Below are 22,736 nucleotides of genomic sequence, written 5' to 3' on the forward strand. Positions count from 1 at the left end.
TGCGCAGCATCGCGCAAGCGACAATTAAACCGAACGATTGGAGGCCGCATCATGGGCATCTGGGATTTTCTATCGGGCCAATTCATCGACGTCATTCACTGGACGGACGACACCCGCGACACGATGGTCTGGCGGTTTGAACGTGAAGGCCATGAGATCAAGTACGGCGCCAAGCTGACAGTCCGCGAAGGACAGGCCGCCGTCTTTATCCACGAAGGCCAGCTGGCGGATGTCTTCACCCCCGGTCTCTACATGCTAGAGACCAACAACATGCCGATCATGACCTCGTTGCAGCATTGGGATCACGCGTTCCAAAGCCCCTTCAAGTCTGAGATCTATTTCGTCAACACCAACCGGTTTACCAACCTCAAATGGGGCACCAAGAACCCGATCATGCTACGCGACCCGGAATTCGGGCCGACCCGCATTCGGGCATTTGGATCGTATTCGATCAAGGTGGCGGACCCGGCAGTCTTTATGACCGAAATCGTCGGCACCGACGGCGAATTCACGATGGATGAGATCAGCTTTCAGATCCGCAACATCATCGTGCAGGAGTTTTCCAAGGACATCGCCCGCAGCGGCATCCCTGTCCTCGACATGGCCGCCAACACCGGCGAAGTGTCTGAACTGATCCGCAAGGCCATCGACCCGGTGATTCACCAGTACGGTCTGGAACTGGCCGAGCTTTATATCGAAAACATCTCGCTGCCCGAAGCGGTGGAAAAGGCGCTGGACGCCCGCACCAGCCGCGGTCTTGCGGGCAACCTCGACGACCACATGAAATGGAAAGCAGCAGAGGCGATGGGCCAAGGCGGTGCGATGGATCAATCCATGGGCATGGGTTTTGGCGCCGGGATGGGCATGCAAATGGCCAACTCCATGGCCCAGCAGGGACCGTGGGGGGCCGCACCACAGCAGGCTGCCGCTTCACAGGCACAGCAACCGCAACCCGCCGCCATGGCCCCGCCGCCGCCGCCGGTCGAACATGTCTGGCACATGGCGGTGAACGGCCAGACCACCGGACCGTTCTCCAAGGCGGATCTGGGCAAGATGGTCTCCAGCAAGGAACTGACCCGCGAAACCCACGTCTGGACCCCCGGTCAGGACGGCTGGAAACGCGCGGGAGAGGTCACGGAACTGGCGCAACTCTTCACCGTGATGCCGCCGCCCCCGCCGCCGATGTAAGTACCCCCGTCCCGGGCGATGTAGGTGCCCCCGTCCCGGGCTTGACCCGGGACCGCACCCCATCCCCAAGCGCATGCCGTCCCGGACCTGACCCGGGACCTCGCCCACTCCACAAAGGCCCCCCGTGCAGACCGCCGCAATCGCCATGACCGATTTTGCGCTCCGCAACTGGCAACCGGACGCCAGCGGCACGCGTATCCTTGGCCTCTCGCCACAGGATCTGACCGACCGCTGCAATGCCGCTCTGGCGCAAGGCACACCGCTGGTGGACGGCTACGCGCCCTTCTGCAAACACCTGTTTTTGCAGAATGACACCCCCACCCTCTGCGGCTTTGCTCCGATCACGCCTGACAACGCGCACCTCCTGCGCAGCGGCTATCGCGCCCGGCGCGAGGGTGAAATGCCCGTGCTGGAACGCTGGTTCGACACCCCTGCCCCCCGCGCAAACTGGCTGGACGTGATCCTCTACAACCACGCCCAGATGCTGCTTGAGGCCGCAGATTACCCCGAGGACCAAGCCGTCCCGGATTGCGACTGGGGCGTGGTCTCTATCATCGGCACACTGGACCCGACAGAACCACCGATGCCGCCCATCACCCAATGGCGCAACGCCCTTGGCCGCGCGGCAGGCGGATCGGGCCAGCCGATTGATCCGGCGGCCTATGCAAAGGCCGTCGACTTCTGGGAACGCCACGCCCCGGTGAAACCAGCGGACTAGGGCGGACAAGCTGCGGCAACACCGTCTCGCGTCCCCTTAGATGAATTTCAATCGGCTTTTCAAACGCCCCCGGACAGAGTAGGCATCCCAATCCTTGTAGGTTTGGGACAGATCATGGCGCAAAAAGCCACTATTTATAAAGTTGAACTCTCTGTCTCGGACATGGATCGTCACTATTATGAGACCCATAAGCTGACGGTCGCCAAACACCCGTCAGAGACGGATGAACGTCTCATGGTGCGCCTCGTCGCCTTTGCCCTGAATGCGCATGAGCATCTGGAAATGACCAAGGGGCTTTCCACCGATGATGAACCGGACATCTGGCAGAAAAGCCTGAGTGGAGAGCTGGATGTCTGGGTGGCTCTGGGTCTACCCAGCGAAAAGGTGGTCCGTCAATCCTGCGCCAAGGCCGCGCAGGTGATCGTCTACCCCTATGGCGGCCGCACTGCTGACATGTGGTGGGACAAGATCAAGAACAGCACCACCCGGTTCGACAATCTTCAGGTGATCAATTTTTCTGAGGCCGACACTGCCGCACTGGCCGGATTGGCCAGCCGCACGATGAAGCTTCAGGTCAATATTCAGGACGGCGACGTGATGGTCAGCGCGGATGACAAAATCGTCTACGTTACCCCGGTGATCTGGAAGGGTCCGGCCTAACCTCCCTCGGCCCGCATCTAGCTGTCCGTTCCCTAACGAAACGTAAAAATGCCTCTGTAACCCATTGATTTTCCTCAGGCGCACCTCTGTCCACGCGTGGACAGGTCATGTCCCTGTTCAATTTCCGGGGCGCATCCACCCCAACAAAGGCGGCGCGATGCAGGCATCACGAGGGAACTTGAAATCCTCCATTCGAACCGCCGGAAACGGCTCTTCCGGGGCCACCTGGCTCTCAAAAATCAGCCTGTTATCGACACAGATATCCTGCGCCGCATTGCCGATATTAAAGCCAAATCCCCCCGCCCCGCAGTCGATCCCGTCGCCGTCCATATTCCACGCCTGAGGCATCCAGACGCCCTCGCCTTCGACGAGGAAGCGACCCACCACAGGATCGAAATGCACCCGCCACGACGTCTGCTCATTCAGCATGGTCAACGCCCAGCGCCCCACAGCCTCACCGTCCTTGCTGCCCTCGATCACAAAACAGCTCAGGTCCTGCTCCCGAACAAACCGGTCGGTGATCGCCTCGTCATCGTATTGCAGCGCCCCCTTGACGGCATAGCCGCCGCTCCCCGTCCATTCAAAGGCATAGGTGACCGGCTCCGCCATGGCCGTGCTCGCCGCAATTGCCAGACCCAAGGCCAGACCCCGTATCATCATCTGCCTCCCTCCCTGTTCGAACCAAAGGCTAACGCCCGCGCCCCTTGCCGCCAAGGGGCCATGCCCGGCGCCGCCATCCCGACACCCACGTCCGGCTATTTTTCCTTTCCCTCGGCCACGATCCGCGCAAGGATGCAGGCAAGCCGCACAGATTGATGTCCATTTCCGATATGAGTGATCTTCCCCCCCCGCCGCCTTCATCCGCACCGCCGCCGCCCTCCGCACCCAAGGGCCCGACGGACGAGCACCGCTTTCCCTGCGACCAATGCGGCGCGGACTTCCGCTTTGACCCCGACAACGGCAAGCTGGTCTGCGGGCATTGCGGCAACACTGCCGAAATCGCAGGAAACGACGGACCGTGGGGCGGTGGCGGCGTCCGCGAACTGGACTTCAAGGCGGCAATCGCCAACCTCCTGCCCTTGCAGGAGATGGAGGAAACCCGCGTCTCCACCTGCCCGAATTGCGCGGCACAGGTCGAATTTGACCCGGATGTCCACGCCGCCGAATGCCCGTTCTGCGCCACCCCGGTGGTGACGGACACCGGCACCCATCGCCATATCAAACCGCGCGGCCTGTTGCCCTTTGCCATGGACGAAGAAGCGGCCCGAAGCGCGATGACCGATTGGCTGGGCGGCCTCTGGTTCGCCCCCAACGGGTTGCAGGACTACGCCCGAAAGGGCCGCAAGCTGACCGGTATTTACGTGCCCTACTGGACCTTCGACGCCGATACGACCTCGGACTACCGGGGCGAGCGTGGCACAGTCTACTATGAGACCCGACAGGTCATGCGCGACGGAAAGATGGAAACTCAGCGGGTGCAAAAGATCCGCTGGACACGGGTCTCCGGGCGCGTGCGGCGGTTCTTCGACGACGTGTTGGTGCTGGCCTCCAAGGCGCTGCCAAAGCGGTTCACCGACGCGCTGGAACCCTGGGACCTGACGGCGATGGAACCATACAGGCCGGAATACCTCGCCGGTTTTCGGGCCGAGGGCTATCAGGTCGACCTCGACGAAGGCTTTCACGAAGCGAAGGAAAAGATGGACCGGCAGATTCACCGCGATGTGAAATTCGACATCGGGGGAGACCGTCAGCGGGTGCATGACGTCGATACCGACATGCGCGACATCACCTTCAAACACGTGCTGTTGCCAGTCTGGATGGCGGCCTACAAATATCGCGGCAAGAGCTTTCGCTTCGTGGTGAACGGGCGCACAGGCCGCGTTCAGGGCGAACGACCGTGGTCAGCGTGGAAAATAGCCTTTGCGGTCCTGCTGGGCCTGATCGTGGCGGGCGGCGTCGGCTATCTGATTGCCATCAACCAGTGATTCGCGCCTCACGCACCCGGGGACGAAAGGATCGCGCCAAATTTTTACGGCCCTCGCCTTGTGCGGTGACACCCTGCCGGACCCAGCCGCCCGCATGACTGACAATACGTCCTTGATCACCGTTGGCTTCTGGTGATGCTGTCGGCAGGTCTGCCTTTGACCAAAGGTCGAAATCGCGTTAGTTAGCGCAAACATCTTCACGAAGGAGACACGCCATGATCCTCTGCTGCGGCGAAGCGCTAATCGACATGTTGCCACGTCAGACAAGTGGCGGAGAGCATGCCTTTGCACCCTACGCAGGGGGCGCAGTGTTTAACACGGCCATTGCGCTGGGTCGGCTTGGGGCCCCGTCGGGTTATCTGGGTGGATTGTCCAATGACCTGTTCGGGCAGATGCTGGCCGATGCGCTGGCGGCTTCCAAGGTCGACTATAGCCTGTGCCCACGCTCCGGGCGGCCCAGCACATTGGCCTTTGTCACCCTGACGGACGGACAGGCGCGCTATGCCTTCTATGATGAGAACACCGCCGGTCGCATGCTGGCAGAGACCGATCTGCCCGCGCTGGATGACGACACGACGGCGCTGTTTTTTGGTGGCATCAGCCTTGTCTCGGAGCCGCAGGCAAACAGCTATGCAACGCTTTGCTCCCGCGCGGGCGACCGTGTGGTGATGATCGACCCGAACATCCGCCCCAGCTTTATCACCGATGAAGCATCTTACCGCGCGCGGTTGGCCGGGATGCTGGCACGCGCCGATATCGTCAAGATATCGGACGAAGACATGGAGTGGCTAGGAACCGATCCGGCGGCACTGTTGCAGGGCGATACGTCTGTTGTGCTGGTCACGCTGGGTGCTGAAGGCGTGGACGTTATGACGGCCAACGGCACGCACCGGGTGCCCGCCCGGCGTGTCGAGGTGGTCGATACGGTGGGCGCAGGCGACACGTTCAATGCGGGCTTTCTGGCCGGATTGCATAAGGCCGGGCTGTTGTCTCGCGCGGCTCTGGCATCGGCCTCGGCGGAGGACCTCGAAACCGCAGCGGACCTTGGCGCGCGGTCGGCCGCGGTGACTGTCAGCCGCGCGGGCGCAAACCCACCTTGGGAAAGTGAATTGTGAGGGCACTGATCCAGCGCGTCACACAGGCGCGGGTAGAGGTCGGCGGCGCAACGATCGGCGAAATCGGCCCCGGCCTTCTGGTGTTGATCTGTGCAATGCAGGGCGACACCGAGGCCACAGCCGACAAACTGGCAGCCAAGATTGCGAAACTGCGGATCTTCAAGGATGACGACGACCGGATGAACCGCTCTGTGCTGGATATCCGCGGCGCGGCGCTTGTGGTCAGTCAGTTCACCCTCGCCGCCGATACATCCCGTGGCAACCGTCCCGGCTTTTCCACCGCCGCCCCGCCGGAAGAGGGCGAGCGGCTCTATGAGTATTTCGCCAACGCCCTGCAACAGCAGGGCCCGCCGGTGGCCACAGGCCGCTTTGGGGCCGACATGGCCGTGAGCCTGACCAATGACGGGCCGATCACGATCTGGATGGACACCGACAGCTAAGCGCATCAACACGCCCCGGCTTCTTCTTGGCAAAAATACTCCACACCCCGAGGAGTTTGCCAAAGGCAAAACCCGAGATATCCAGCGCCGCCGCAGGCGGCTCAATTGGATCACGGCTCGCGGAAGGCCTCACGCGATTTGTAGAGCGGCTTCAGCAGGTATTGCAAAACCGTCTTCTCGCCGGTGTGCAATTCGGCCTGCGCCTGCATCCCCGGCCGGATTTCCATTGCCACCTGCCGGTCGGTCAATGAGGACGTGTCCACCCCCACCGTGACCTTGTAATGCGGTTCCGACTCCGGGCGGCGCTCATCCTTGAAGGTATCGGCGGATATCACATGAACCCGTCCCTTGAGCGTTCCGTAGATCGTGTAATCGTAGGCGGTCAGCTTGATCGTCGCCTCCTGCCCGGGGCGAATGTTGGCGATGTCCTGCGGGCGCACCTTGGCCTCGACAAACAGGTCTTCGTCGAGGGGAATGATCTGCATGATCTCTTCGCCGGGGCGCACCACCCCGCCGATGGTCGTCACCGACAGCTTGTTGACCACCCCATGCATCGGAGAAATCAACACCGTCCGGTTCAACTGATCCTGCGAGGCTTTCAGGTTCTGTTGCAGGGTCGCCAGTTCCTTGAGCGTCTCTGAATACTCCTCGGCCCGGACAAGCTCGGTCTGGGTGACGATTTCGTCGTAGGCCTTTTGCGCATCCGCATGAGACCGGCGGGCGCGGGTGACCTCGATCAGCGCCACCACCTTCTTGTCCAGCAGATCCTCCATCAGCTTACGCTCCGAGGCGGCCTGTTCCAGCACCCGCTTCGCACCCTCGCGACGTTTGAGGTAATCCGACTGCCGCGCCGCCAACAGCGCCTGCTCCGAGGCCACCAGCGCCGGGGAGCGTATCGACATGGCCGCCGGAACCTCGACCACGGACGCGCCTTGCAGTTCGGCCTCCAGCCGCAGGCGGCGGACCTCCAGCGCGGTGATCTGATCGCGCAGGTCATCCACCGAGGACCGGAATTGCGTACCATACAGCCGGGCAAGGATGTCACCCCGCAGGACTTCGTCGCCTTCCTTGACCAGAAGTTCAGACAGGATGCCGCCTTCGAGGTTCTGGATGATCTGCGGGCGCGAGGAAGAGATGATCTCACCATCGGCACGCACGATTTCGTCCAGCCAGGCAAAGCTGGCCCAGAGGATAAATGCCCAGACCGTCGCCGCACACAGCCAGATGGTCAGCGACGGCCCCTTGAGGCTCTGCGCCAGTTGCGCCGACAGGTTTGTGGTTGTGGTGGCCATCAAGCCGCTCCTGTCTGGGCCGTGCGCAGGTGATCCAGCACCTGATCGCGCGGGCCGTCGATGGCCATGCGGCCATTGGCAAGGATCAGCGTGCGCGAAGCAAGGCTGAGGATCGGCACCCGGTGGGTGGCAATGACTGCCGTGCGCCCGCCCAGCCAGTCCTCCAGCCGAGAAATCAGCGTTTTTTCAAGCGTCTGGTCCAGCGCGGCGGTTGGTTCATCCAGCAGGCAGATATCGGGGTCCTGCAGCCACAACCGCGCCCACCCAATCGACTGGCGCTGCCCGACGGACAGCCCCTCGCCGCCGTCGCGAATGTCCAGATCCAGTCCCTTTGGATGCGCCTTGACGTATTGACCAAGGCCCGCGAAATCCAGCGCCTCGAACAGCCGGTCGTCGTCGCGTTCCAGCAGGCTGAGGTTCAGGTTGTCGCGCAGAGTGCCCTGAAACAGACGCACGTCCTGCCCTAGATAACCAATAGCGCGGCGCAGGTCCTTGGGGTCGATCTGGGCCATTTCGGTGCCGTCGATCATCAGTTTGCCGGTGGCGGGCGCATAGAGCCCCGACAGCATCTTGAGCAGCGTCGATTTACCAGACCCGTTGGCGCCCAGCACGGCAATCACTTGTCCCGGCTGGATCACCAGTTGGTTCAGGTCCAGGACCGCTGCCCCTTCGGGGTCATAGCGGTAGGTAACGTCGCGCAGGTCGTACTGGCCCTGTAGCTTCTCGCGCCGCAGATAGGTGCGTGTGGCCGACCGGTCCTGCGCCACATGCGCCACTGCGTCCAACCCGTCCAGTGCCGCCTTGACGTTGCCCCAGCGGGCAAGGATGCCCGACAGTTGCGTCAGCGGGGCCAGCGTGCGCGACGACAGGATGCCCACCGCGATGATCGACCCCACCGTGAACTGCCCGGCAAAAACCAGATAAGTACCGGTGATGACGGCAGCGACATAGGTGCCTTGCTGGATTGCTTGACTCCAGAACGTCAGGCTGGCGGCCAGCTTGCGCTGGTCCGAGCTTTTGAGCGCCTGAACGGCGGTCAACTCTTCCCAGATGCGGGCGAACCGATCCTCGGCGCGCTGCGTTTTGATGGTGTCCAGTTCCACCACCGTTTCCTGCAACAGGCGCGATTGTTTGGCGCTGGCCCCCTGCATTTCCTGCGTCAGGCGGATCATGCGCTTTTGCAGGAAGAACCCCGGAATGACCATCAACAGCCCGCCCGCGATCAGCACCCAGACGACGCTCCCCGCGATGGACCAGACCAACAGCAGGAAGACAAAGATAAACGGGATGTCGGCCAGCGCACCCACGGTGGAGGCGGTAAAGAACTCTCGCACCGATCCGAATTCGCGCATCGCCGAGAACAGTTGCGACGGCGAGCGCCCCGGCAGGTCTGACCGCATCCCCAGCAGGCGCTGCATCAGCAGACCCTGAACGCCCATCTCGATCTGCCGCCCCGCGCCGTCCAACAGTTGTGACCGTGCGACCTTGAGAAACGTCTCCAGCAGCAGCGCCATTCCGGCGCCTGCGGCCAACACCCAAAGCGTCGCCTCGGACTGGTGCGGGATCACGCGGTCATAGACCTGCAATGAGAACAGCGCGACAGAGACCGCCAGCAGGTTAGCGACAAAACTGCCCAACGCCACCTCTGCGAAATGTTTGCGAAAGCGCAGGAACTGGCCCCAAAACCAATGCGCCTCTGTGCCGACACTGGCGTGCGTGTCGGTCAGCGCCTGAACCGGGGCCTCGGCGCGCAGGATCTCTCCCGAAAAGACAGAACCGAACTCGGCCAACCCCACGTCAGAGCGCCGTTGCGGGGCGCTTTCGTCGTAGATCGTCAGCGATCCGCCCTCTTGCGAGAGCACCAGCACGGCCTGCCCGTTGCGCATCAGCGCCAGCGCGGGCCAGAGCCCGGGCACCAGCGTGTCCGGCGCGTCCTGCAACGTCAGCAGACCGGCGGCCTCCAGCCCCGCCCGCAGCGCGGCGGGACCATAGCTGTCACCTTCTCCGGCCTTCTGCGAGAGCGCCTCTAGAATGTCTGACTGTTTCGCCTCGACACCCAGCCTGCCGGCCAGCACGCGGATCAGCGCGGCGCGCGCGCGGGCGCGGTCCGTATGGCGCGGCGCGCGGCGGGTGGTGTTGGCGACCGCCCCGACAGGCACCGCCCGCAGCATTGCTTTGCCTGCCTTGCCAGCCATCTGGAGAACGCCGCCGTCGGTCACAACTGCGCCCCTTCTGCCAGTGCGCCACGCAGGCGGGCGAGTTCCAGTTCCGCGCGGGCGGCTTTGTACTTCAGGTCGATGGCGCGCTCCAACGCGGCGGCATAGGTCTCATACACGCCGACCACATCCATGATCTGCCGTTGCCCGCCGTCATACTGGCGCTGGAACAGGTCGAGGTTCTGTTTGGCCTGCCGGGTCAATAGTTCGGCTTCTTTCGCTTGTCGCGTGTAAGCCGCCAACTGGCTGGCCTGACTGCGAATAGAGCGTTCTGCCGTCTCTTGCGCCTCGCCGATCTTGCGCGATGCCGCCTCTTTGCTGGCTTCGATGGCCTTCAGGTCAGATACTGTGCCCAGCGAAAACAGGGTGTCAGAGCCGATATCAAGACTCCCTCTCAGCGCGGATTGCCCGCCAGAGCCGCTGGCCACTAGGCCGGGCAGATGGCTGGCGCGGGCGATCTTGGCCTCGGCCACCGCGATGTCGCGTTCCGCCTGCGCCCGCAGCACACCCAGCGCGGCACCGCCCGACGTATCGCGCAGACCGCCAAGGCCGCGCACCTCCGCCAGAGGCGAGGCCGACATGGCGTCCAGTTCTGCCATTGCGGTACGCGCCGTTTCCTGCGCCTCACTGCGGCGGGCACGGATACTGGCCAGCTTTTGACGCAGCACGTTGAGGTCGGACATGTCCGAAACCCCGCCTTTGACGCGCTCATTCATGATCCATTCGAACTGGGTCATGTCCTTGAGCGCAAATTCAAGGTGTGCGTCCAGCTCGCGGCTTTCCTGCGCGCGGATATACAGCGTCAGCGCGTCGTTCACCCGTCGGTTGCCGTCCTCGACCAGTTTGACGGCGGCCAGTTCGACGTGGGATTTTGCCAGATCACGCTCTGCCTTCTTGCGCCCATTGTCGAACAGCACCTGATTGACAACCAGATCGGCGACGAAATCACCCAGAGAGTTCAGAGAGATGCGCGGCCCGAAACTGGGCAGCCAGTTGTACTTGGCCGCCTCGGCGCGGAGGCGCGCGATGTGCAGTTCCGCCTCTGCAACCCGAGAGTCCGAGGCGATGACCGCACCGGCGATGCGGGCATAGGGCGTCCCCGGCTCGACAACCGAGCCGCGAAGGGACAGCGCATGAATGATCGGGGCAGCCTGCGACGCATCCGGGCGCGCTGCGGATGCCGCGCGCGTGACCGTTTCCTCCGCCGGTGGATCGGCGCGGCTGCCAAATGGCATCCCCGCAGCCATGTCTTTCATACAGCCCGAGAGCGTGACCGCCATGGCGATCAGGCTCAGGCTCCGCCTGCCTATGCTCATCCGTGCCCCCGTCTCGGCTCGTTTTATCGTTATGTAGCGGGATCCGCGGCCCGGTTCTGTGCCGGGCCTGCGAACGTTACTTGTTACGCGATTACGTGACGCCGTGAACCTGCGTGATGTCGTCCTCGATCAGCAGGCGCGCGTCGCCAAGTGTGAAGACGTTGAAACCTTCGCCATTGATCGTTTCCGTACCCTGTGCCGAAGCCCCCGTGATGGTCACGTGGTCATCCGATCCGCCGCGGATGGTGACGGTGTCGGTGTTATCCGACAGCGCCTTGATCTGGGCCTCTGTGATGGTCAGACTGCTGTCTTCGGCAAAATGCAGGTCGATGGTGTCGATCTGGAAATCCGACAGCGCGCCGGCAATGTTGTCGGACATCAGCACCGTGTTTGTCGCCGGATCGTCGGTAACAAGGTAGGTGCCCGACGTGTTGCCCGCCGCATCGGTCGAAGCCAGCACAAGATGCGTGCCATCCGCAACCGATCCGGAAAGCCCGATATAGGTCTGCCCGATGGCCGGAATATCGGTGCTGTTGTCGATCGCCACAGCGGTGACATCCGGGCTTCCCGCAGGGTCGGTGAGCTGCCCAAGGAAAACATCGTCAGACGTCATCTCGGTCCGGATCAGGTCTACACCCGATCCGTCACGGCCATAGCCGGTCCAGTTCAGCGTGTCGGGCGCATCGGTATCGACGTTCAGCGACTCTGTGATGGCGCGGGTGTTGCCCGCCGGATCCACCGCCTCGATCAGCACCGGGGCCGACTGGGTGCCGGTCGGCACAGCGCTCGGCGGGATGTCCACGGTCCAGTTGCCCAGTGCGTCAACGGTCGCCACATGCGCCATGCCGCCCACGGTCACCGTGACGGTAGAGCCTTCTTCGACCGTCCCGTTGAGCGTGACGCCCTGACGGGCCTCTGCCGCGTTGATGACATTGTCAGGCGTGACCGGGTCCGAGGACATGGCCAGCGTGTTCACCTCTGTGTCGATGTCAAAGCTGACCGATGTGGTGGCCGTGTTGCCCGCCGCGTCGGTGGTATTGATCACCGCCGAAGAGGCTTTTTCGCCCGAGGGAATGTCACCGGCGGCGAAGCCAACGCTCCAGTTCCCACTGGCATCGACCGATGCCGCGTGGGTGACACCCTCGAAGGTGACGGACACCGTGCCGCCCGGCTCTGTCGTGCCGGTCAGGACAAAGCCATCGCTGGCCTCGTTTGCGTTGATGACATTGTCCCCCTCGACCGGCGTGCCGGAGGCGGCAAAGTTCAGCACCTCGGTGTCGATCTGGACGCTGTCGGTGCGGGTCAGGGTATTGCCCGCGCTGTCGGTGATCGTGGCCGAAATGTCAGCGGTGTAGGTGCCCGGAGCGATCTCGCCCGGTGCATAATCCACCGACCAGTTGCCAGACGGATCAGTCAGAACCGAATGGGTCACGCCGTTCAGCGTCACGTCGACCACCTGACCGGGATCGGACGTCCCGCGCAGGGTCACGCCGTCCGACGCCTCGACAAGGTTAACAACATCGTCGCCTTCGACCGGGGCGGGGCTGATGGTCAGCGTGCCTGCGTCGGTGTCGATGGTGACGGGCTGGGTGATGGTCTCGACGTTGCCTGCCGGATCTTTGGACACGGCGGTCAGCGTAACGGTCTGCTCACCCGACGGCAGTTGGCCCGCGTCAAAGCTGGCGGTCCAGTTGCCGCTTGCGTCCACGTTCGCCTGCACGGTGTGCCCGTTCAGGGTCAGCGTGACGCTGCCGCCCGGCTCTGTCGTGCCGGTCAGGGCAAGACCCTGTGTGGCCTCATCGGCGTTGATGATCGCATCTGCCCCACCGGGGGTGGAGGTGATGGCAAAGTTGCGCACCAGCGTGTCGACGTCGATGCTGCCGTTGGCGGTGGCGGTGTTGCCTGCCGGATCGGTGGAGGTCGCCGTGACGTTCAGCGCGCGTTCGCCGGTCGGAATCTCTGCCGCCGCGAAATTGGCGGTCCAGCTGCCGTCCACGGCAACCACCGCCTGATGCGTGACCGTGCCCAGCGTCACCATGACGGTGCTGCCCGGCTCTGCCGTGCCCGTCAGAGCGACCCCGTCAGAGCGTTCAACCGCGTTCACAACCCCGTCGCCCTCAACGCCTGCGGTCATCACCGCGACGTTTGTGGTGGTGTCGATAGCGATAGATCCCGTGGCCGTTGCCACGTTGCCCGCGCCGTCAATCGAGGTAGCCAGAACATCCAGAGAGGTTTCGCCCTCGGGGATTTCCGAGGCCGGGATCACAACCGACCAGTTGCCGTCAAAGGCGATGGTCGCATCGTAGGCGGTGCCGTTTACCGTAACCGTCACGCTGGAGCCTGCCGTTGTGGCCTCTGTATAGCCGGTCAGCAGCACGCCATCGGCGCGTTCCGCGGCGTTGACCACGCCGTCGCCCTCGACATTGGCGGTATAGACCTCGACATGGTTGGTGACGTCGATCTCAAACCCGCCCGAGGCCAAGGCCATGTTGCCCGCCGCATCGGTCGAGGTGACGGTGGCCAGCACCGCTATGCTGTCCACCTGACCTGCATTTGTCGGCAGGACACTGGCCGGGAACGGCATCGACCATGTGCCATTGGCACCGACAACCGCGCTGGCCGTCTCACCATACAGTTCCAAGGTGACGGTGGAACCCGGCTCACCTGTGCCGGTGAAGGCGATCATGCCCGCGTGCTCAGAGCTGTTCACGATGCCGTCGACCGCAACAGTGGAGGTGTCGATGGTCAGGGCAAGTTCGGTGTCGATCCCGACGCTGCCGGTGGCCGTAACGGTGTTGCCTGCAGCGTCCGTAGCCGTGGCGCTGATGTCCATTGTCGTGGTGCCAGAGGGCAGATTGCCCGCAGGCACATCCACCGACCACGCGCCAGAGGCATCCGCCGTCACCGTATAGTCAAAGCCATTGGCGCTGACGACAACGCTTGCGCCCGCCTCGGCTGTGCCGGTCAACACCGTGCCATCTGCGGCCTCGGCGGCGTTGATCACACCATCGCCCTCGATGGTGGCAGTGTTCAGCGTCACGCCGATTTCGGTGTCGATATCGACTGTGCCGGTTGTGGTGATCGTGTTGCCAGCGGCGTCCGTGGCCGTGGCAGACACGTCCATCTTCAGCGTACCGCGTGGCAGGCTGACAGAGGGGATATCCACCGACCAACCGCCGCCAGCGTCCGCTGTCACGGAATAGCTTTCGCCGTTCGCGCTGACGACAACGCTGGCACCCGCGTCAGCGGTGCCTGTCAGGGTGACACCGCCGTCAGCCTCGACCGCGTTGATCACGCCGTCACCCGCCACGGTGGCGGTATTGAGCGTCAGGCCGATCTCTGTGTCGATTGCGACGGTGCCGGAGGTGGTGACCGAGTTGCCCGCCGCATCCGTAGCAACCGCCGTGATTTCCAGCGACAAAGTCCCGCGTGGCAGGCTGACCGAAGGAATATCCACCGACCAGCCGCCGGTCGCCGTCGCGGTGGTGGTAAAGCTGTCGCCGTTGGTCGAGACGACAACCATCGCCCCGGCCTCTGCGGTGCCGGTCACGACGACGCCGCCATCTGCCTCAACCGCGTTGATCACCCCGTCGCCGCCAATGGTGGCGGTTTCGATGGTCACGCTGGTTTCGGTGTCCACGTCGAAGGTGTGGCTCATGGTGGCGACGTTGCCCGCCGCATCGGTCGAAACCACCTGCGCCGTGGTGGTGTAGGTGCCGCCGGGCAGGTCGCCCGCCGCAAAGGTCACGCTCCAGCTGCCGTCCGCCCCGGCGGTTGCAGTGTAGGTCACGCCCTCTACCGTGACCTCAACCGTCGCGCCCGCGTCGGTGGAGCCGGTAAAGGTCAGGCCTGCAGCGGCCTCTGCCTCGGCGATCAGGTTATCGCCGGTCAGCGGCAGGTTGGTAAGCGAAATGCTGTTTTCTGTGTCCACCTCGACCACATCGACAATCGTCGTGCTGTTGCCAAAACGGTCCGTCGCGGTGAGCGTGATATCCTTGGAATAGGTCCCCGTCGGAAAGACCGTATCGGTAAAGTCAAAGGACCACGCGCCATCGGCCCCGACCTCGACAACCTGCGTCGTATCGTCGACGACGATGGTCACGGTAGAGCCCGGCTCGGCGTCGCCCGTAACGGTGACGCCATCGCTCTGGTCGTCTTCGTTCACAAGGTCGCCGGTCGAAACGGTGCCGTCGGTGACATCAATCGGCGGCGGTGTGGTGTCGATCTCGAACGAGGGGCCGAAAAGTTCGGTAACCGTGCCATCCGGATCGGTGACAACCACCGGGATATTGTCGTAGATGCCATCGGGCGGAAAGTTCTCTCCGTCAAAGACAATGCGCCAGATGCGATCCTCGCCCGCCGTTCCAGTCAGGGTGATGCCACCGATGGTGACCATGATCTCTGAACCGGGATTGGCCGTGCCGGTTATGGTGATGCTGGGGGTGTCGCCGCCTGCGATCTCATAGCTGGCCTCGGGGTCGTCCACTGTCGGCGGGGTCCATCCGACGTTGCCGCCACCCCCACCACCGCCGCCGCCGTTGCTTGCGCCGCCGCCCAGCAGCGCCGCGCCGCCCAGCGCCGCCGCGCCCAGACCCGCTGCGCCAAGGCCACCCATGCCCAGCAGACCGGCCGCCAACATGCTGACGTCGTTGTCGTCGCTCACAACGATTGGCGCTTCGGCCACCACGGTGGGTTCACTGACAAAGATCAGCGCGTCGTCCGGGCTCCATTTGCCCCAGCTTTCGGTCGGGCCGTATTGCGCAAACAGCGCGCCGCCCTCAGCCTCGACAAAGCTGACTTCGTTCAGCGCACCGTCCGAACTGAGAAAAAGCCGACTGTCCATCGCGCCACCGGCGTCGAAGTACCCTTCGAGGACGATCACGCGCCCATCGGCCAATGTAATGAGCAGGTCGTTCGCCGCGCGGTCGTAGCCGCGCACGTCAGACTGGCTGATGTTCAGGGAGATATCCTGGCCGCCAGTCGTACCAATAAGGAACCCGTTTCCGTCCCCGTCGACCGCACCACGTTGGATGTCACCCGTACGTGTACGGGTCACGAAATTAATCGCGTTCATAACTTACACCGCTCTACCTCTGTGCCCGCCCTGTTTGGATCGGCAAGCTTGATTATTCTTTTGGCGAATTACCGTATTTTCGACAACATCGCTACTGTCAATTTCCGGAAGTCCACGAAATGAGGGGGAAATTAGGGCGCAACACCCCATATATGTGTCAAGTTGTGGCAAAAATGTGGCGGGTGCCTATCTCAACCCTCACCGGCTCCGGCCTTGGGCCGAAATTGCAGGAACAAACTGAACCGCGCGGGCTGCATCGTGAAAGGTGCCCCGCAACACGGCAAGAGGACACCGGCGCCCCGCAAAGGCGACACCGGCAGACAGGAATAAATGACGCAAAGCTTCGATCCCGCAAAGACCGACAGCCGCGCCTTTCGCGATGCATTGGGCCGTTTCGGCACCGGGGTAACGGTTGTCACCTGCGCAACCTCGACCGGGCCGCTGGGCATCACGGCGAACAGCTTTTCCAGTGTCTCGCTGGACCCGCCACTGGTGCTCTGGGCCCCGGCAAAATCCTCGTCCCGGTATCCGTTCTTTATGGCGGCGGATCGGTTTGCCATTCACGTGTTGGGCACTGCCCATGTCGATCTTTGCAAAGGGTTTGCCCGCAGCGGTGATGCCTTTGACGATGCCAATTGGCGCCTCAGCGCATCCGGCGTCCCCCTGATCGAAGACTGCCTTGCCCGGTTCGAATGCCGACAGGTGGCGGCGCATGACGGCGGCGATCACTCGATCATTCTGGGCCGCGTCGAACGGGCCGTGGCGCACGACGGCGCACCGCTTTTGTTCCAGGCCGGGCGCTACGGAAGCTTTGCGCCAACCTAGGCCAACAGCCGCTGAGTCGCCCCTGACCCGTCCCGCAGCCCAAACCTTTGCGCCGTGGAAGCATTTCCCGCAACAGAAAGCCCTTGTTTCCCAAGTTCAATCTCGGGCCTGAACCGTCCAGGTTTTTCCGAAACTTGCCAAGCCGCCTCAGAATGATCACACTTTTGTTATCCAAGATCTCACGGCATTTCAGAACAGGTTTGGCATGTTCCACATTTTTGCAACCCGCTCCGCACTGCGGACTCTTTTCGCCGCAACGTTGGCGCTGACCCCGCTTGCCGCTCAGGCCGATGTGATCCGGGCGCAGGATTACCTGCATTTCGATCAGCAGCAGGCGCAGCTTGGCCGCCTGTTGTTTTATGACAAGATCCTGTCCGGCAACCGGAACATCAGCTGCGCCACCTGTCACCATCATTCACTGCACGGGACCGATGGCGTCAGCCTTGGCATCGGTGAGGGCGGCGCCGGTCTTGGCAAGATGCGAACCCCGGGCGATGGCGTCGCCCGTATTTCGGCCCGCGTGCCGCGCAACGCGCCCGCATTATGGAACCTCGGGCACAAGGACGTGCGTGAGATGTTTCACGATGGTCGGGTCGAAACGGTCGGTGCGGGATTCAAGACTCCAGCCGCAGCGCGCACACCTTCGGGACTGAACTCGGTTCTTGCTGCGCAGGCACTTTTCCCGATGAGTTCACCCACAGAGATGGCGGGCGCTCCGGCGGAAAACGCGCTTGCCGCCGCCTTTGCAAATCGCATTGATCTGGGTTGGGCGATGGTGGCCGATCGCGTCCGCGACATCCCCGAATATCAGGATCGGTTCATTCAGGCCTTTCCCGATGTCCAATCGAAACAGGACATCTCTATCGTCGAGATCGTGAACGCCATTGCCGCCTTTATAGGCACCGAATGGCAAAGCCATGACAGCCCCTATGACAAATGGCTGTTGCTGGGTGAGCCGCTTTCGCCAATGGCAGAGCAAGGGCGTCAGCTCTTTTTCGGCGAGGCGGGATGCGCCGGGTGCCACAGCGGGGCGCTATTTTCGGATCAAGCGTTTCATGCCGTGGGTGTGCCGCAGTTTGGACCGGGTCGACCTTTCGACGGCGATACCGTCCCGCGTGACCTTGGCCGCATGGAAACCACAAGAGACCCCGGTGACGCCTATAAGTTCCGCACCCCCAGCCTGCGCAATGTCGCCCTCTCCGCACCCTATGGCCACAACGGAGCCTACCCAAAGCTGCGCGACATGATCCGCCACATGTGTGATCCGATCACCGCGCACAAGGAATGGACACCGGGGATGGCACGGCTGCCGGATGTGGCATGGCTGAACGATCAGGACTTTCGCCTGATGAGTTACGCGGACGAACTTGCCGAACAGGCTGCCTATCTGGACATCGCGCCGGTCGAGATGGTCGAGGTTGACATCGACGCGCTAGAGGCGTTCCTGAACGCACTGACCGGAGAAACCGCCGAAAAACGCCCGATGGGTCGACCGGACAGCGTGCCCAGCGGTCTGCCTGTGGATTGATCCGCAGCACATAAACGCAAGGTGCCCGGGGCAGACCCGGGTGCCGCTCAGGCCATCTGGTCGATCAATTTTCGGATGGCCGGGTCCTTGTGCGGATTCTTTTGCAACCTTTGCAGCAGGTCCGCCAATTCCGGTTCGTCCACACGCTGCGCCGCCGCCTTGGGCGTGAACCACTTGCGCTTGCGCTCTTTGCGCTCTTTCCAGTCGCGCATCAGCTTTTTCACGAACATCGGATAGACCTCGACCAGACAAGGGATCACTTCGCCGTTGTCCAGAACCTTGCCGTATTGATAGGTGCCGATCATCTCGCTGCCGATATGCCCCTTGGCCCCGGCCTCTTCCAGCGCCTCGATCTCGGCCGCGTGCCACGGTTTCTTGCCGTCCATCTGCCAGCCTTTGGGCATGACCCATCGCCCCGTATCGCGCGAGGTGACCATCAGCACTTTGACCTGATCCTTTGCATCCCGGCGCATAGGCAGGGCGGCGATCTGCTGGCCGCGTTCCGGCACTCGATTCCTCCTCGGGCGTGTCTGGCGACCGCAGCGCATCTTGATGCGCGCCGTCAGCCGCAATCCCGTATCCCGTGTTTCTCGCAAATTGCGATGTGCGACACCAGAGGCGCGGTACGGTTTACCGCGCGCGCTGACCAAAGGCACACCACCCCGTTAAAAAAGACTTATCATGTCTTCGGTCAGCGCGGCCACGTCTGTATCCATTATGACAATGGTTACTCCCTGATCGGCTCTGATGATGTGACCGCCGCCCGACGGCAATGCGCAACAGCCACAATCCATCCGAAACGGCCGTTGCGTGTCAGATACAGCGCCTTGCCGTCCAACGGACCTGCTGGCCAATTGCAACTTTCAGCGCCAGCGACCTGGCTCCGCCGCATTTTCAAAATGCCCGAAAGACTGTTGTCGGCGCTTTCCCTGTGGCGACCGCTGGGCCGCTCGCCCATAGTCCGAATAAACCAAAAAACCCTGTCAGGAGCACGCATGACCGCCAAGTATTATGCCCCGCACGGAGGCCACCCCGGCCAGGACCAATTGCTGACCGACCGCGCGGTGTTCACAGAGGCCTACGCCGTGATCCCCAAAGGCACGATGCGCGATATCGTGACCAGCTTTTTGCCTTTCTGGGACCACACCCGCCTCTGGGTTCTGGCCCGCCCGCTCAGCGGGTTTGCCGAAACCTTTTCGCAATACATCATGGAGGTCGGCCCCGGCGGCGGATCGGACCGGCCCGAAGCGGACCCAGAGGCCGAAGGCGTGCTGTTTGTCGTCGAGGGGGCGGTAACGCTGTCGGTGGCGGGTGCCGAGTACGTACTGCAACCGGGCGGCTATGCCTATCTGCCCCCCTCCAGCGGCTGGACCCTGCGCAATAACGGCGACACGGCGTCGCGGTTCCACTGGATCCGCAAGGCCTACGTCCCGGTTCAGGGGGTGGACCAGCCCGACGTGTTGATCCTGAACGAACAGGACATCGCGCCCACCGTCATGCCGGGCACAGATGGCAAGTGGGCCACGACCCGATTTGTCGATCCCACCGATTTGCGCCACGACATGCACGTCACCGTAGTGACGTTCGAACCGGGGGCGGTAATTCCCTTTCTGGAGACCCATGTCATGGAGCACGGGCTGTATGTGCTCGAGGGCAAGGCGGTCTACCGCCTGAACAATGACTGGGTCGAGGTTGAGGCCGGTGACTTCATGTGGCTGCGCGCCTTTTGCCCGCAGGCCTGTTACGCGGGGGGTCCGGGCAAGTTCCGCTACCTTCTGTACAAGGATGTAAACCGTCACATGCCCTTGCGGCTTGGCCAACGATAAAACCGGGTCACACCGGGACCGTGCCGTTCAACCGCCCTGCATGGCGGCCACGGCGCGGTCCGCGATGAAGTCCACAAACAGCCGGATCTTGGGATCCTGCAACTTTCGATGCGGATAGAGGCAGCCAAAGATCGACGGCACCGGCCGCGCCTGCGGCAGAACCTCGACCAACCGTCCGGCCTCCAGATGATGCGCCACATCGAACAGCGGCTTGTTGGCGATCCCCGCCCCCGCCAGCGCCCAGCCGGTCAGCACGTCGCTGTCATCGGCGTCATACTTGCCCGACACCTCGAATTTGCGTTGCCCGTCCGGGGTGTCGAGCAGCCAGAAATATTCGGGTGAGCGCGGATAGCGTAGCAGCAGGCAGTTGTGCCCGCGCAGCAGATCCTCGGGGAATTGCGGCACGCCGACACGGTCCAGATAGGCGGGCGCAGCGCACAACACGCGCGGACAATCGGCGAACTTGCGCAGTTTCAGGCTGGAATCGTGCGGCGTGCCGACAAACAGCGCAAGATCCATCCCGTCAGCCAGAATATCCACCTTGCGATCCGACATCCGCATCCGGATGCGAATATCGGGATGCCTGTCGACAAATTCCGGCACCAAAGGCGCAATGATGCGCCGCCCGACGCCCAGCGGCGCGGTCAGGCTGATGGTGCCGCGCGGTGCCTCTGAGAACTGCGCCACAACGGCCTCTGCCTGATCAACCGCCTCCAGCACGCGCCGCGCCTCTTCGTAGAACTGCTTGCCCACCTCGGTCGGCGTCAGCGACCGGGTTGTGCGGTTGAACAGTCGGACGCCCAACCGCTGCTCCAACTCCTTGATGCGCTTGCTGGCGACGGCGGGGGTCAGGCGCTGGTCGCGCCCGCCAGAGGTGATGCTGCCCAGTTCCACAACCCGGACAAAGACCCGCAAACTCTCAAGATAGGCCAAAGCCCGCCCTCCGTAACGCCCGGACTGGACGACCAGACCAGCCTACTATTTTCAACGCTTCGTTGAAAGTATTTCCCAACACGCGCCGTTTTTCGACTCAGTGAGCAGGGGTAGCCTTGTCTCACCCCTTCCCCAACCAGAGCGGAGCCCCGATGGACCAGCAGACCGACATCCGATTTCTCCTGAACGGTCAGGAGATCATCGCCCGCGACGTGCCCGCAACCCGGACGCTGCTGGATTTCTTGCGGATCGAACAGCGCCTGACCGGAACAAAGGAGGGCTGCGCCGAGGGCGACTGTGGGGCCTGCACGGTGCTGGTGGGACGCTTGCAGGACGGCGAATTGCGCTATGAACCCGTGAACGCCTGCATCCGGTTCCTCGCCTCGCTCAATGGCTGTCACGTGGTCAGCGTGGAATACCTGTCTGGACCAGAGGGGCGTCTGCACCCGGTTCAGCAGGCCATGGTGGACCATCACGGCAGCCAATGCGGCTTTTGCACGCCGGGGTTTGTCATGTCGCTTTACGCGCTTTGGATGCAAAATCCGCAGCCCAACGTCACACAGGTGGAAACTGCCATTCAGGGCAATCTCTGCCGCTGCACCGGCTATGAGCCGATCGTAAAGGCGGCACTGGCGGTCAACAGTTACGGCAGCCCGGTCCATGACCACCTGACGCGTGAGCGTGATACCATCACCGCGCGCCTTGCCGCCCTGCAACAGTCGGGCCGCGTCGTCACCGGACCGGAGGATGACCGCGCCATTCTGCCCTTCGACGTGGACGACCTTGCACAGGTGCTGGCCGAAACACCGCAGGCGACGATTGTCGCCGGGGCCACGGATGTCGGCCTGTGGGTGACCAAACTCATGCGGCCCATCTCTCCGGTGGTTTTTGTCGGCCATCTGGAGGGGCTCAAGCGCATTGAATTGTCCGACACGGCACTGACCCTTGGCGCAGGCGTCACCTATTCCGAGGCAGAGAGTGCCATCGCGAAGGCGTTCCCACATCTGAATGACTATTGGTCCCGTATCGCCGGATGGCAGGTGCGCAATATGGGCACGATTGGCGGCAATATCGCCAATGGATCGCCCATCGGGGACACGCCCCCCGTGCTGATCGCCCTTGGCGCAACGCTGACCCTGCGCAGCGCCGCTGGCCAGCGCACCCTGCCGCTGGAGGCGTTCTTTATCGACTACGGCAAGCAGGATCGCGCCAAAGGCGAATTTGTCGAAAGCCTCAGCATTCCGCGCCCGCAGGCCGGCCAGATCGATGCCGCCTACAAGATCTCCAAACGCCGGGATGAGGATATTTCGTCGGTCGCGGCGGGCATCAGCATCACGCGGGTGGATGGCATCATAACCGACGCGCGCATCGCCTTCGGCGGCATGTCCGCCACCCCCCGGCGCGCCAAAGCCGCCGAGGCCGCCCTGATCGGGCTGCCTTGGACCGAAGCCAGCTTTGACGCCGCCGCCAAGGCGCTGAGTCAGGATTTCACCCCCCTGTCGGATTGGCGCGCTTCTGCGGACTATCGCCTGCTGGTCGCCGGAAACCTGCTGCGCAGGTTTTTCCTTGAACAGGACGGGCAGACCTCCGTCCGGCTTGAAGTTGCGTAAAGGAGCCCCG

17 protein-coding genes are annotated in these 22,736 nt (G+C 62.9%); 10 read left to right on the forward strand and 7 right to left on the reverse strand.

Going from position 1 to position 22,736, the window contains the following annotated elements; all coding sequences use genetic code 11:
* The first annotated feature begins 51 nt into the window (after nt 1-51).
* From VOI21_RS01710 to VOI21_RS01720, 3 genes are all read left to right on the forward strand, one after another.
* Nucleotides 52-1,188 (forward strand): SPFH domain-containing protein, encoded by a 1,137-nt coding sequence (locus tag VOI21_RS01710; RefSeq protein WP_323767089.1) that lies wholly within the window; start codon nt 52-54, stop codon nt 1,186-1,188.
* A gap of 124 nt (nt 1,189-1,312) precedes the next feature.
* The gene (locus VOI21_RS01715) at nt 1,313-1,906 is read left to right on the forward strand and encodes a DUF3228 family protein (protein WP_323767090.1); all 594 of its coding nucleotides are present in this window, start codon (nt 1,313-1,315) and stop codon (nt 1,904-1,906) included.
* A 114-nt stretch (nt 1,907-2,020) separates the two neighbouring features.
* A complete protein-coding gene (locus tag VOI21_RS01720) occupies nt 2,021-2,566 on the forward strand; it encodes a YaeQ family protein (RefSeq protein ID WP_323767091.1) in 546 nt (181 codons plus the stop codon).
* A gap of 117 nt (nt 2,567-2,683) precedes the next feature.
* On the opposite strand, the gene VOI21_RS01725 is transcribed toward VOI21_RS01720, so the two are convergent.
* Nucleotides 2,684-3,226, reverse strand: a complete 543-nt coding sequence (locus tag VOI21_RS01725; RefSeq protein ID WP_323767092.1) for a hypothetical protein — start codon at nt 3,224-3,226, stop codon at nt 2,684-2,686.
* Between the two features lie 170 nt (nt 3,227-3,396).
* Here VOI21_RS01725 and VOI21_RS01730 point away from each other — a divergent pair, with 170 nt between their 5' ends.
* The 3 genes from VOI21_RS01730 (at nt 3,397) to dtd (ending at nt 6,106) form a co-directional block, all read left to right on the forward strand.
* Nucleotides 3,397-4,551 carry a TFIIB-type zinc finger domain-containing protein gene (locus VOI21_RS01730; protein ID WP_323767093.1) on the forward strand — a complete coding sequence of 385 codons (1,155 nt, stop codon included), beginning with the start codon at nt 3,397-3,399 and terminating at the stop codon, nt 4,549-4,551.
* A gap of 215 nt (nt 4,552-4,766) precedes the next feature.
* Nucleotides 4,767-5,666 carry a carbohydrate kinase gene (locus VOI21_RS01735; protein WP_323767094.1) on the forward strand — a complete coding sequence of 300 codons (900 nt, stop codon included), beginning with the start codon at nt 4,767-4,769 and terminating at the stop codon, nt 5,664-5,666.
* Nucleotides 5,663-6,106 (forward strand): D-aminoacyl-tRNA deacylase, encoded by a 444-nt coding sequence (dtd, locus tag VOI21_RS01740; RefSeq protein ID WP_323767095.1) that lies wholly within the window; start codon nt 5,663-5,665, stop codon nt 6,104-6,106. Before VOI21_RS01735 ends, dtd begins: the two co-directional genes overlap by 4 nt.
* A gap of 110 nt (nt 6,107-6,216) precedes the next feature.
* Here dtd and VOI21_RS01745 read toward each other — a convergent pair whose 3' ends face one another.
* From VOI21_RS01745 to VOI21_RS01760, 4 genes are all read right to left on the reverse strand, one after another.
* The gene (locus VOI21_RS01745; protein WP_323767096.1) at nt 6,217-7,398 is read right to left on the reverse strand and encodes an HlyD family type I secretion periplasmic adaptor subunit; all 1,182 of its coding nucleotides are present in this window, start codon (nt 7,396-7,398) and stop codon (nt 6,217-6,219) included.
* The gene (locus VOI21_RS01750; protein WP_416358951.1) at nt 7,398-9,569 is read right to left on the reverse strand and encodes an ATP-binding cassette domain-containing protein; all 2,172 of its coding nucleotides are present in this window, start codon (nt 9,567-9,569) and stop codon (nt 7,398-7,400) included. Before VOI21_RS01750 ends, VOI21_RS01745 begins: the two co-directional genes overlap by 1 nt.
* Nucleotides 9,570-9,613: 44 nt before the next feature.
* On the reverse strand, nt 9,614-10,930 hold the full coding sequence (locus VOI21_RS01755) for a TolC family protein (RefSeq protein WP_323767097.1): 1,317 nt from the start codon (nt 10,928-10,930) through the stop codon (nt 9,614-9,616).
* Between the two features lie 91 nt (nt 10,931-11,021).
* Nucleotides 11,022-15,986 carry an Ig-like domain-containing protein gene (locus VOI21_RS01760; RefSeq protein ID WP_323767098.1) on the reverse strand — a complete coding sequence of 1,655 codons (4,965 nt, stop codon included), beginning with the start codon at nt 15,984-15,986 and terminating at the stop codon, nt 11,022-11,024.
* A 348-nt stretch (nt 15,987-16,334) separates the two neighbouring features.
* Between VOI21_RS01760 and VOI21_RS01765 the strand changes: the two genes are divergently transcribed.
* Both VOI21_RS01765 and VOI21_RS01770 read left to right on the forward strand, forming a co-directional pair.
* Nucleotides 16,335-16,829: a flavin reductase family protein gene (locus VOI21_RS01765; RefSeq protein WP_323767099.1), complete on the forward strand. Its 495-nt coding sequence runs from the start codon at nt 16,335-16,337 to the stop codon at nt 16,827-16,829.
* Between the two features lie 205 nt (nt 16,830-17,034).
* Nucleotides 17,035-18,357: a cytochrome-c peroxidase gene (locus tag VOI21_RS01770; RefSeq protein WP_323767100.1), complete on the forward strand. Its 1,323-nt coding sequence runs from the start codon at nt 17,035-17,037 to the stop codon at nt 18,355-18,357.
* Between the two features lie 47 nt (nt 18,358-18,404).
* Here VOI21_RS01770 and VOI21_RS01775 read toward each other — a convergent pair whose 3' ends face one another.
* Nucleotides 18,405-18,866 (reverse strand): NUDIX hydrolase, encoded by a 462-nt coding sequence (locus VOI21_RS01775; RefSeq protein ID WP_323767101.1) that lies wholly within the window; start codon nt 18,864-18,866, stop codon nt 18,405-18,407.
* A 486-nt stretch (nt 18,867-19,352) separates the two neighbouring features.
* On the opposite strand from VOI21_RS01775, the gene VOI21_RS01780 reads away from it, so the two are divergent.
* Nucleotides 19,353-20,183, forward strand: a complete 831-nt coding sequence (locus VOI21_RS01780; RefSeq protein ID WP_323767102.1) for a bifunctional allantoicase/(S)-ureidoglycine aminohydrolase — start codon at nt 19,353-19,355, stop codon at nt 20,181-20,183.
* Between the two features lie 27 nt (nt 20,184-20,210).
* Here VOI21_RS01780 and VOI21_RS01785 read toward each other — a convergent pair whose 3' ends face one another.
* The gene (locus VOI21_RS01785) at nt 20,211-21,116 is read right to left on the reverse strand and encodes a LysR family transcriptional regulator (RefSeq protein WP_323767103.1); all 906 of its coding nucleotides are present in this window, start codon (nt 21,114-21,116) and stop codon (nt 20,211-20,213) included.
* Between the two features lie 152 nt (nt 21,117-21,268).
* Here VOI21_RS01785 and xdhA point away from each other — a divergent pair, with 152 nt between their 5' ends.
* The gene (xdhA, locus tag VOI21_RS01790; protein ID WP_323767104.1) at nt 21,269-22,726 is read left to right on the forward strand and encodes a xanthine dehydrogenase small subunit; all 1,458 of its coding nucleotides are present in this window, start codon (nt 21,269-21,271) and stop codon (nt 22,724-22,726) included.
* Nucleotides 22,727-22,736: the final 10 nt, after the last annotated feature.

Origin of the sequence: Antarctobacter sp., from assembly GCF_034670325.1 — a bacterium.
Lineage (GTDB): Bacteria > Pseudomonadota > Alphaproteobacteria > Rhodobacterales > Rhodobacteraceae > Antarctobacter.